General features: G+C 69.9%; 11 protein-coding genes and 1 pseudogene. 7 read left to right on the forward strand and 5 right to left on the reverse strand.

Features of this window, described 5'->3' with window-relative positions:
- The coding region (locus A5702_RS25530; protein ID WP_231965025.1) for an MmpS family transport accessory protein at nucleotides 1–433 on the forward strand (433 nt) is incomplete at its 5' end.
- Nucleotides 433–969 (forward strand): annotated as a pseudogene (locus A5702_RS08675) (DUF2561 family protein); the annotation flags it as partial. The gene A5702_RS25530 and the pseudogene A5702_RS08675, both read left to right, overlap by 1 nt.
- A 353-nt stretch (nucleotides 970–1,322) precedes the next feature.
- Here the strand turns inward: A5702_RS08675 and A5702_RS08680 are convergent.
- Together A5702_RS08680 and A5702_RS08685 are read right to left on the reverse strand one after the other, a co-directional pair.
- Nucleotides 1,323–1,742 carry a cytochrome c oxidase subunit 4 gene (locus A5702_RS08680; RefSeq protein WP_055401027.1) on the reverse strand — a complete coding sequence of 140 codons (420 nt, stop codon included), beginning with the start codon at nucleotides 1,740–1,742 and terminating at the stop codon, nucleotides 1,323–1,325.
- A gap of 13 nt (nucleotides 1,743–1,755) precedes the next feature.
- On the reverse strand, nucleotides 1,756–2,868 hold the full coding sequence (locus tag A5702_RS08685) for a cytochrome c oxidase subunit II (RefSeq protein ID WP_156669533.1): 1,113 nt from the start codon (nucleotides 2,866–2,868) through the stop codon (nucleotides 1,756–1,758).
- A gap of 112 nt (nucleotides 2,869–2,980) precedes the next feature.
- Here A5702_RS08685 and asnB point away from each other — a divergent pair, with 112 nt between their 5' ends.
- Nucleotides 2,981–4,933, forward strand: a complete 1,953-nt coding sequence (gene asnB, locus A5702_RS08690; protein WP_068219890.1) for an asparagine synthase (glutamine-hydrolyzing) — start codon at nucleotides 2,981–2,983, stop codon at nucleotides 4,931–4,933.
- 127 nt (nucleotides 4,934–5,060) lie between these two features.
- Here asnB and A5702_RS08695 read toward each other — a convergent pair whose 3' ends face one another.
- Nucleotides 5,061–6,035, reverse strand: a complete 975-nt coding sequence (locus tag A5702_RS08695) for a carbohydrate kinase family protein (protein ID WP_055401031.1) — start codon at nucleotides 6,033–6,035, stop codon at nucleotides 5,061–5,063.
- Nucleotides 6,036–6,231: 196 nt separating this feature from the next.
- Here A5702_RS08695 and A5702_RS08700 point away from each other — a divergent pair, with 196 nt between their 5' ends.
- The gene (locus A5702_RS08700; RefSeq protein WP_055401033.1) at nucleotides 6,232–6,888 is read left to right on the forward strand and encodes a hypothetical protein; all 657 of its coding nucleotides are present in this window, start codon (nucleotides 6,232–6,234) and stop codon (nucleotides 6,886–6,888) included.
- An 18-nt stretch (nucleotides 6,889–6,906) separates the two neighbouring features.
- Here the strand turns inward: A5702_RS08700 and A5702_RS08705 are convergent, their stop codons facing one another.
- Together A5702_RS08705 and A5702_RS08710 are read right to left on the reverse strand one after the other, a co-directional pair.
- Nucleotides 6,907–7,263, reverse strand: coding sequence for an iron-sulfur cluster assembly accessory protein (locus tag A5702_RS08705; protein WP_055401035.1), 357 nt, complete (start codon nucleotides 7,261–7,263; stop codon nucleotides 6,907–6,909).
- Nucleotides 7,264–7,326: 63 nt separating this feature from the next.
- Nucleotides 7,327–8,403 carry a glycerate kinase gene (locus A5702_RS08710; RefSeq protein ID WP_067820054.1) on the reverse strand — a complete coding sequence of 359 codons (1,077 nt, stop codon included), beginning with the start codon at nucleotides 8,401–8,403 and terminating at the stop codon, nucleotides 7,327–7,329.
- Nucleotides 8,404–8,594: 191 nt separating this feature from the next.
- On the opposite strand from A5702_RS08710, the gene A5702_RS08715 reads away from it, so the two are divergent.
- From A5702_RS08715 to A5702_RS08725, 3 genes are all read left to right on the forward strand, one after another.
- A complete protein-coding gene (locus A5702_RS08715) occupies nucleotides 8,595–9,269 on the forward strand; it encodes a DUF3043 domain-containing protein (RefSeq protein WP_068219893.1) in 675 nt (224 codons plus the stop codon).
- 21 nt (nucleotides 9,270–9,290) lie between these two features.
- Nucleotides 9,291–9,824 carry a bifunctional adenosylcobinamide kinase/adenosylcobinamide-phosphate guanylyltransferase gene (locus A5702_RS08720; RefSeq protein WP_055401039.1) on the forward strand — a complete coding sequence of 178 codons (534 nt, stop codon included), beginning with the start codon at nucleotides 9,291–9,293 and terminating at the stop codon, nucleotides 9,822–9,824.
- Nucleotides 9,821–10,489, forward strand: a 669-nt coding sequence (locus A5702_RS08725) for a nicotinate-nucleotide--dimethylbenzimidazole phosphoribosyltransferase (protein ID WP_197506519.1), incomplete at its 3' end; no start/stop codon positions are given. The genes A5702_RS08720 and A5702_RS08725, both read left to right, overlap by 4 nt.

Below are 10,489 nucleotides of genomic sequence, written 5' to 3' on the forward strand. Positions count from 1 at the left end.
CCCACCGCCGACCACCACCGAACCGCCGCCCCCACCACCAACGGAGACACAGACAGTGACGGTGACGCCCGCACCGCCGCCGCCACCGCCGGCGCCCGCCCCGGCACCGCCCCCGGCGACCTCGACGGCGGCGGCCCCACCGCCGCCGACCACACCGGCCGGGCCGCGACAGGTCACCTATTCGGTGACCGGCACCAAGGCGCCCGGCGACATCATCTCGGTGACGTACGTGGACGCGTCCGGGCGCCGGCGCACGCAGCACAACGTGTACATCCCGTGGTCGATGACCGTGACGCCGATCTCCCAGTCCGACGTGGGCTCGGTCGAGGCGTCCAGCCTGTTCCGGGTCAGCCGGCTCAACTGCTCGATCACGACGAGCGATGGGACGGTGCTCTCGTCCAACACCAACGACGCGCCGCAGACGAGCTGCTGATGGTCAGCAGGTACTCGGCGGCCTACCGCCGTGGGGTGGGGGACGACACCATCTCGCCCGACGTCGTCGACCGCATCCTGATCGGGGCCTGCGCCGCCGTCTGGCTGATATTGCTGGGGGTGAGCGTGGCCGCGGCCGTCGCGCTGTCGGACCTGGGGCGGGGCTTCCACAAAGCGTCCAGTGGCACGCACAGCACCTCGTGGGTGCTGTACGCCGTGATCGTCGTGTCCGCGCTGATCATCGCCGGGGCCATCCCGATGCTGCTGCGGGCCCGCCGGATGGCCCAGACCGACCCGGCCGCCCGGGGGATGACCGCGCCCAATCGGCCGCCGGTGCGGCTGATGTCGCAGGCGCCGCGCACCGCGGCCGAACGCGCGCGGCAGCCGAGGGTGCAGACCCCGGCTCCGCCGGCCGACTCCGACTGGTCGGGCGAGGCGGTCGACCGGGCGTGGTTGCGCGGCACCGTGTTGCTGGTGGGGGCCATGGGGGCGGCGCTGGTCGCGGTCGCCACGGCCACCTACCTGATGGCAGTCGGTCTGGCCCGTCTGGTCGGCCGCGGGCTCGGCCGCTTCGTCCAAGGGTTCGAGCTCGTCGTCGGGACCGGGTTCGGCGACGTCCGCCGGCTCGGCACCCGGATCCGGTTCGTGGGGAGCCTCGTTCACGGAATCGGGTTCCTCAGGTTCCCATTCCGGGGGTTTCGGCCCGCTCATCGTTTCCTGCCCTGTCCAACTGCCTCACCAGCGCGAAAGGCACCACGGCTATCTGGTTGCGCGCGCATGGGAAATTCTCATTTGCCTGGGCAAAACATTACCGAACGGACAGGGGCAAAGAAGTCCTGGCGAACCCGCCACAGAGCACGTGATCTGATTGTGACCTTAATGCCGGCGAATCAGTGCTTCTCGGGGCCGACGTAATACTCGAAGACCAATCCGGCGACCGAAGCGAGGATGAACATCACCCCCGCGGTGATCAGCCACGGCAGCCACAACGCGATGCCCACCGCGGTCACCGAGCCGGACAGCGCGATCAGGATCGGCCACCAGCTGTGCGGGCTGAAGAAGCCCAATTCACCTGCTCCGTCGCTGATTTCGGCGCCCTCGTAATCCTCGGGCCGAGTGTCGATGCGGCGCGCCACGAACCGGAAGAAGGTGGCGACGATCAACGCGAGCCCACCGGTCAACGCCAGCGCGGTGGTGCCCGCCCACTCCTCGCCGCCGGTGGCGAAAAGCGCTGTCAGCACGCCATAAAGCACCGCAACCAAAATGAAAAACCCGGCGACGAATTCGAAAAGCCTGGCTTCAATATGCATTTGGTGTCCTAACCTACTGCTGGCTTCCGGCCAACTGGCCACGACGGGTGTCGAACGGGTGGGTGGTCACCGCGAGCGGCGCCTGGCCGATCGCCTGCAACGCCTGGGCGTTGCTCTTCCCGTCCATCCGCTGCTGCAGGTAAGCCTTGAAGTCGTTGGGCGGCACCACCCGCACCTCGAAGTTCATCATCGAGTGGTAGGTGCCACAGAACTCCGCGCAGTGGCCGACGAAGGCGCCCGGCTTCTGGATGTCGTCGACCTGGAAGACGTTGACGGAGTTGTTCGCCTCGGCGTTGGGAATCACGTCGCGCTTGAACAGGAACTCCGGCACCCAGAAGGTGTGGATCACGTCCGCGGAGGCCAACCGGAACTGGATGCGCTTGCCCGTGGGCAGCACCAGCACCGGGATTTCGTCGCTGGTGCCCAGGATCTCGACCTTGTCGAAGTTCAGGTAGGTCCGGTCCGAGGTGTTCAGCCCGCGCACCGGGCCGACGAGCTCCTCGCCGTGGGCGTCCTTGCCCTCGGGCTTGGACACCATCGCGTTTTTGCGCGCCTGATCGACACCGTCGTAGGTCAGGGTGCCGTCCTTGAAGTCGACCCGCTGGTAGCCGAACTTCCAGTTCCATTGGAAGGCCGTGACGTCGACCACGACCTCGGGGTCCTTGTCGACGTGCAGCATCTTCTCCTGCACGACCACGGTGAAGTAGAACAGCACCGAGATGATCAGGAACGGCGTCACCGTCAGCACCAGCTCCAGCGGCATGTTGTAGCCGAACTGGCGCGGCAGCTCGGTGTCGGTGGCCTTCTTGCGGTGGAACGCGGACGCCCAGAAGATCAGGCCCCACACGATGACGCCCACGACCAGCGAGGCGATCGTCGCTCCGACCCACAGCTCGCGGTTGATCTGGGCCTGCGGGGTGATGCCCTTCGGCCAGCCCAGACCCAGCACGTCCGACCAGCTGCATCCGCTCAGGGTCACCGCCAATACGGCGAAGGTGCCGGCCAGCGCCAGCGGCCGCAGGCGACGGGGCAGACCCTTACCAACACCCCCGGAACGGCTGCGAAAAAGGCCCCGAAAACTGCCCTGCGACAAACGTTGCGAACGGGCCTGCTCGCGAGGTGTCACGTTGGCGCCTCCTGCTCGGATATCGAATACTACGCAGCGTAGACCACGCCGCCGAGCGGGGCGCGGGTGCGTCCGCCACGGGCGCGTCCAAAGTGCGGCATACTGGGGCGCCGTGTGTGGTCTGCTGGCGTTTGTCGCTGCCCCGGACAGTGCCGGTGCCGACTCTGCCGCCCGGGCCGACGACGCGATCGCGCGTGCGTCGCACCTGATGCGCCACCGCGGCCCCGACGAGCCGGGCACGTGGACCGACCCCGGCGCGGACGGGTCTGTCGTTTTCGGCTTCAACCGGCTGTCCATCATCGACATCGCGCATTCGCACCAGCCGCTGCGCTGGGGCCCGCCGGAGGCGCCCGACCGCTACGTGCTGGTGTTCAACGGGGAGATCTACAACTACCTTGAGCTGCGCGCCGAGCTTTCCGACGCGCACGGCGCGGTTTTCGCCACCGACGGCGACGGCGAGGCCATCGTCGCCGGCTACCACTATTGGGGTGCCGGGGTGCTCACCCGGTTGCGCGGCATGTTCGCCTTCGCCCTGTGGGACACCGCGACGCTCGAATTGTTCTGTGCGCGAGACCCTTTCGGCATCAAGCCGCTCTTCATGGCGACCGGTGCCGGCGGCACGGCGGTGGCCAGCGAGAAGAAATGCCTGCTGGACCTGGCCGAGTTGGGCGGATTCGACACCCGCATCGACGAGCGGGCCGTCCAGCACTACACCGTGCTGCAATACGTGCCCGAGCCCGAGACCCTGCACCGCGGGGTGCGCCGGCTGGAATCGGGCTGTTACGCGCGGATCCGGCCCGGGCGGCCGCCCGAGGTCACCCGCTACTTCGTGCCCCGCTTCGCCGCCACACCGATCACCCGCGACACCGAGCAGGCCCGCTACGACGAGATCACCGCGGTGCTCGAGGATTCGGTGGCCAAACACATGCGCGCCGACGTCACGGTCGGGGCGTTCCTGTCCGGGGGCATCGACTCCACCGCCATCGCGGCGCTGGCCATCCGGCACAACCCCAAGCTGATCACGTTCACCACCGGTTTCGAGCGCGAGGGGTTCTCCGAGATCGACGTAGCGGTGGCCTCGGCCGAGGCGATCGGCGCCCGCCATATCGCCAAGGTGGTGCACCCGGACGAGTTCGTGGCCGCCCTCCCCGAGATCGTGTGGTACCTCGACGAACCGGTGGCCGACCCCGCGCTGGTGCCGCTGTTCTTCGTCGCCCGCGAGGCCCGCAAGCACGTCAAGGTGGTGCTGTCCGGGGAGGGCGCCGACGAGTTGTTCGGCGGCTACACGATCTATCGGGAACCGTTGTCGCTCAAGCCATTCGACTACCTGCCGCGGCCGTTGCGACGGTCGATGGGCAAGGTGTCCAGGCCGCTGCCCGAGGGGATGCGGGGCAAGAGCCTGCTGCACCGCGGCTCGCTCACGCTCGAGGAGCGCTACTACGGCAACGCCCGCAGCTTCTCCGACGCTCAGCTGCGGGAAGCGCTGCCCGGCTTCCGGGAGGACTGGACCCACACCGACGTCACCGCTTCGGTGTACGCCGATTCGGTCGGCTGGGACCCGGTGGCCCGCATGCAGCACATCGACCTGTTCACCTGGTTGCGCGGCGACATCCTGGTCAAGGCCGACAAGATGACGATGGCCAATTCGCTGGAGCTTCGAGTGCCGTTCCTGGATCCCGAGGTGTTCGCCGTCGCCTCCCGGCTGCCCGTCGAGGCCAAGATCACCCGCACCACCACCAAGTACGCGCTGCGGCGGGCGCTGGAGCCGATCGTCCCCGCGCACGTGCTGCACCGGCCCAAGCTGGGGTTCCCGGTGCCGATCCGGCACTGGTTGCGCGCCGGCGAACTGCTGGACTGGGCCAACGGGACGGTGGCGTCGTCACAGGCCGGTCACCTCGTCGACCTGGCCGCGGTGCGGCGGATGCTCGACGAGCACCGCAACGGCGTCAGCGACCACAGCCGCCGGCTGTGGACGCTGCTGATCTTCATGCTCTGGCACGCGATCTTCGTCGAGCACAGCGTGGTGCCGCAGATCAGCGAGCCGGTCTACCCCGTCCAGCTCTGACGCCGTCGGCTTCAAGCCGAGTGTGCGATGAGGGCTTCGCGCGTGCGTCCTGGGCGGAGATTTCTCAAATTTCGCGCCCTCAGCGCACGCGCGAAGCCGCGGGCGCACACTCGACCCGCGGTCGCCGTCAGGCGAGTACGGCGGCGATCTCGTTGGCCGCGTCGTCGCCGTATGCGCCGGCCAGCCGGCTCACCGCGGTCTCGCGGTTCCAGTCCCAGTTCTGCGTTCCGGTGGATTCCAGCACCAGCACCGCGACCAGCGAGCCCAGCTGCGCCGAGCGCTCCAGGCTCAGGCCGGCGCTGCGGCCGGTGAGGAACCCGGCGCGGAAGGCGTCGCCGACGCCGGTGGGGTCGGTCTGGCTCGTTTCGGGCACCACGTCGACGTGCGTCGTCGTGCCGTCGGGTTCGACGATGTCGACGCCCTTGGGGCCCAGCGTGGTCACCCGCAGGCCGACCTTGCCCTGCACGTCGGCCTCCGACCAGCCGGTCTTGTTGAGCAGCAGTTCCCACTCGTAGTCGTTGGTGAACAGGTAGGCGGCGCCGTCGACGAGCTTGTCGATCTCGTCGCCGGACAGCCGGGGCAGCTGCTGGGAGGGGTCGGCCGCGAAGGGCAGCCCGAGCTTGCGGCACTCCTCGGTGTGCACCACCATCGCGTCCGGGTCGTTGGCGCCGATGATCACCAGGTCCGGCTCGCCGATGGAGGACACCACGTCGGCGAGCTTGATGTTGCGGGCCTCCGACATGGCGCCGGGGTAGAACGACGCGATCTGGGCCATGTCCTCGTCGGTGGTGCAGGTGAAACGCGCGGTGTGCGCCGTCTTCGAGATGAGCACGTTGTCGCAGTTGACGTTGTGCGACTGCAGCCACTGCCGGTAGTCGTCGAAGTCGTCGCCGGCCGCGCCGACCAGCGCCACCTCACCGCCCAGCACGCCGATGGCGTACGCGATGTTGCCCGCCACGCCGCCGCGGTGGATCACCAGGTCGTCGACGAGGAAACTGAGGGATACCTTCTGCAGATGCTCGGCCAGCAGGTGCTCGGAAAATTTGCCGGGGAACCGCATCAAGTTGTCGGTCGCAATCGAACCTGTCACCGCGATCGTCACGAATATCTCCGCCCTTCGTTAGCAAGGTTATCTAGCTTACGCACGCGTTCGGACCGTCGCTGTGTCCACGGTCGGCGCGAAGCGGTGCGCTAGCCTCCCTAGGGAACTCGCTCGCGTCGCGGGAAACGATGCCCGGTCGGGGTATCCCGCACCCAGCCCCGCTGACAAGTCCCGACTACCACCGTAGGAGACCACGATGGCAGGTCCGCACTCGCCGAACCACAGCGTCGGCGGAAGCGGACCCAGCGGGCCTGAATCCCCGGCCGAATCACAGCCGCTCGAATTCCCCGATGACCCCCGCCCCGGCGGTCCGCCGCCCGCCAATTATGCCGGGCAGCCACCGCCGCCGATGCCCTACCCGCCGCGACGGTCCAAGCGGCGGCTGATCATCGGCCTGCTGCTGGCCATCGCGCTCGCGGCCGCCCTGACCGTGGCGATCGTCTACGGCGTGCGCACCAACGGGGCCAACACCGGCACGTCGTTCTCCGAGGGCGCGGCCAAGACCGCGATCCAGGGTTACCTCGACGCGCTCGACCACCGCGACATCGAGGAGATCGAGCGCAACGCGCTGTGCGGCATGTACGACGCCGTCCGCGACAAGCGGTCCGACCAGGCGTTGGCCAAGCTGAGCAGCGACGCCTTCCGCAAGCAGTTCTCCCAGGTCGAGGTGACCTCGATCGACAAGATCGTCTACCTGTCGCAGTACCAGGCCCAGGCGCTGTTCACGATGCGGGCGGCGCCCGCGACCGGGGGCCCGCTGCGCGGTGAGTTGCAGGGCATCGCCCAGCTGCTGTTTCAGCGGGGCCAGATCATGGTGTGCTCGTACGTGCTGCGCACCGGCGGCTCGTACTGAGTACGAGCCGCTAGCCGGTCAGTTGAACGAGTCGCCGCAGGCGCACGAACCGGTGGCGTTGGGGTTGTCGATCGTGAAGCCCTGCTTCTCGATGGTGTCGACGAAGTCGATGGACGCGCCCTCCACGTAGGGCGCGCTCATCCGGTCCACCGTCAACTTCACCCCGCCGAAGTCGGCGGTCAGGTCGCCGTCCAACGTCCGGTCGTCGAAGAAGAGGTTGTAGCGCAGGCCCGCGCACCCGCCCGGCTGGACCGCGATACGCAACGCCAGGTCGTCCCGCCCCTCCTGGTCGAGCAAGGACTTGGCCTTGGTGGCGGCGGCCTCGGTCAGGATCACGCCGTGCGTCTTGGCGTTCGACTCGTTTTGCACCGTCATTGCTTCTCCTACATGCCTCTCGTTGGCTGGGTCTTCAGGCTGGGCCCGAGAAAGTCCACTAGCTCAACGGTACCTTGCAGGACCGCTATTCCCGAGTCGCGCCGCAACCACCGAGGCCAAACCCATGAGCTGATTGGCCGCGTCGGCCTGGGCCAGCCGCACCGATCCGGCGTGATCGGCGATGGACAGGGCGGACATGATGCCCGCCGAGCGCACCGTGGCGTTGTCCAGGCCGACCTGTCCGGCCAGCACGATCACCGGCACCCCCCGCGGCCGGGCCGCGTCGGCGAGATAGCCCACCACCTTGCCGTGCAGCGACTGCTCGTCGAACCGGCCCTCGCCGGTCACGATGAGCTCCGCGACGTCCAGGTCGTCGGCCAACCGGGTGTGATGGGCGATGATCGCCGCGCCAGACTCGCACCGGCCGCCGAGTGCCAGCAGCCCGGCGCCGATGCCGCCGGCCGCCGCCGCGCCCGGTTCGGAGCTCACGTCGCGGCCGGCCACCGCTTCCAGGATCAGCGCCCACGCCTGGAGCCGGACCTCCAGGGCCGCGACCGTGACGGTGTCCGCGCCCTTCTGCGGACCGAACACCCGGGCCGCCCCCCACGGCCCCAGCAGCGGATATTCGGTGTCGGAGGCGGCGATGAGCTCCACGTTGGCCAGCTGGCGGCGGGCCGAATCCAGCCCGCCGAGCTCGGCGATCATGCCCTGCCCGCCGTCGGTGCACGCGCTGCCGCCCAGCCCGACCACGATCCGCGTCGCCCCCGCCCGCAGCGCCTCGGCGATCAGCTGCCCGACTCCCCTGCTGTGGGCCGCCATCGCGGTCTCGGGGGTGGGCGGACCGCCCAGCAGGGTCAGGCCGCACGCCTGTGCGCACTCCAGGTAGGCCGTCGTCGTGGCGGGGTCGAACACCCACTTGGCCTCGACCATGGTGGACAGCGGGCCGGACACCCGCAGCCGGCGCGCCTTGCCCAGGCGGCTGGCGAGCACCTCGACGAACCCCGGGCCGCCGTCGGACTGCGGGGCGACGATGAACCGGTCGCCCGGGCGGGACCGGGTCCACCCGGTCGCGATGGCCGCCGAGGCCTCCACCGCCGTCATGCTGTCGCCGTAGCAATCGGGGGCGACCAAGACGAGCATGGCCGGCAGCTGCAGACGGCCGGGAGCGAGGCCCAAGGCACCGTCATCCGAGGCCATCGACCCATCGTCCATCAGCGGCAGCCGTTCATCACGTGTAAGAGTAGGGCCAAAAGACGTGCTGACGCAGGCCTAATAGCAAGGCACTCCAAGCCAATTCCGGGGCGGCCAAGCAGCGAAGTAACCTGGCTCCTGTGAAGTTGATGGGCCGTAAGAAAGGCCAAGACGAGGACCTCGGCGGGGGCGCGGCGGCGCTCGACGCCGAAGGTGCCCCCGAGACGACGGCGCGCGGGTCGCGCGGGACGAGCCCCAAGGGCCGGCCCACCCCCAAGCGCGACCAAACGCGGCGCAAGGGTCCGGTTGCCCCGGCACCGATGACCGCGGCCGAGGCGCGGGCGCGCCGCAAGTCGCTGTCGGGCCCCAAGCTCAGCCGCGAGGAGCAGAAGGCGGAGCGGGCGGCCAACCGCGCCCGGATGTCGGAGCGCCGGGAGCGCATGATGGCCGGCGAGGAGGCGTACCTGCTGCCGCGCGACCAGGGCCCGGTGCGGCGTTACGCGCGCGACGTGGTGGACTCCCGGCGCAACCTGCTGGGCCTGTTCATGCCGGCGACGCTGTTTTTGATGTTCGCCATGTTCACCACGCCGCGGCTGCAGCTCTACGTCTCCCCGGCGATGCTGCTGCTGATGGCCGTGATGATGGCCGACGGGCTGCTGCTGGGCCGCAAGGTGAGCAAGCTGGTGGACGCCAAGTTCCCGGACAACACCGAAAGCCGGTGGAAGCTGGGGCTGTACGCCGCCAGCCGGGCGTCGCAGATGCGGCGGTTGCGGACGCCGCGGCCCCAAGTGCAGCGCGGCAGCCGTGTCGATTAGCCGGAAAGCCGCCTGAGCGCGGTGCGCACGCTGGTGCTCGGCGGGATCCGGTCGGGCAAGTCGCGGTGGGCCGAGGACGCGATCGCCGGGGCGCTGCCGGCCGGCCAGCCGGTTTGTTACCTGGCGCCCGGCCCGGCCGGCGCGGGCGACGCGGCCTGGGCGGACCGGGTCGCCGAGCACCGGGGTCGCCGGCCCGGGCATTGGTCGACGGTCGAAACCGATGACATCGCAAGCCAATTGCGCGCCTCGCCGGACACCCCGACGCTGGTCGACGACCTGGGCGCCTGGCTGACCGGCGCGCTGGACCGCCACGGCTGGGACGGCGGGTCGGTGGCGGCGCCGGTCGGCGAGGTGCTCGCCGCGGTCAGCGACTTCAACTCCACGCTCGTGCTGGTCAGCCCGGAGGTCGGGTTGGCCGTCGTCCCCGCCACCGCGTCCGGGCGCCGGTTCGCCGACGAACTGGGCAGCCTCAACCAGCGCGTCGCCGACCTGTGCGACCGGGTGGTGCTCGTGGTGGCCGGGCAGGCGGTCCCGATCAAGCCGTCGGGGGCCTGATGGAATTCGCCCCGGTATCGCCGCCCGACGCGGGCGTCGCCGCGGCCGCCCGCGCCCGCCAGGACACGCTGACCAAGCCCCGGGGCGCGCTGGGCCGCCTCGAGGACCTGTCGGTGTGGGCCGCGTCGTGTCAAGGGCATTGCCCGCCAAGGCAATTCGAGCGCGCCCGGGTGGTGGTGTTCGCCGGCGACCATGGTGTCGCCCGGTCCGGGGTCTCGGCCTACCCGCCGGAGGTGACCGCGCAGATGGTCGCCAACATCGACGCCGGCGGGGCGGCGATCAACGTGCTGGCCGACATCGCCGGGGCGACGGTGCGCGTCGCGGACCTGGCGGTGGCGGGCGAGGCGCTGACCGACCGGATCGGCGCCCACAAGGTGCGGCGCGGCAGCGGCGACATCACCGTCGAGGACGCGCTCAGCGCCGAGGAGACCGTCGCCGCGATCGCCGCGGGCCGGGCCATCGCCGACGAGGAGGTCGACGCCGGCGCCGACCTGCTGATCGCCGGGGACATGGGGATCGGAAACACCACCCCCGCCGCCGTTTTGGTGGCGGCGCTGACCAACGCCGAACCGGTCGCGGTGGTGGGCTTCGGCACCGGCATCGACGACGCCAGCTGGTCGCGCAAGACGGCCGCGGTGCGCGACGCCCTGTTCCGGGCGCGCCTC

Origin of the sequence: Mycobacterium sp. E3339 (assembly GCF_001666915.1) — a bacterium.
Taxonomy (GTDB): Bacteria; Actinomycetota; Actinomycetes; order Mycobacteriales; family Mycobacteriaceae; genus Mycobacterium.

What these genes read in the sequence shown, in the direction of transcription:
- A5702_RS08680 (WP_055401027.1), bottom strand. Translation starts at nt 1,742, where the DNA reads ATGCATATTGAAGCCAGGCTTTTCGAATTCGTCGCCGGGTTTTTCATT.
- A5702_RS08700 (WP_055401033.1), top strand. Translation starts at nt 6,232, where the DNA reads ATGGCAGGTCCGCACTCGCCGAACCACAGCGTCGGCGGAAGCGGACCC.
- A5702_RS08705 (WP_055401035.1), bottom strand. Translation starts at nt 7,263, where the DNA reads ATGACGGTGCAAAACGAGTCGAACGCCAAGACGCACGGCGTGATCCTG.
- A5702_RS08710 (WP_067820054.1), bottom strand. Translation starts at nt 8,403, where the DNA reads ATGCTCGTCTTGGTCGCCCCCGATTGCTACGGCGACAGCATGACGGCG.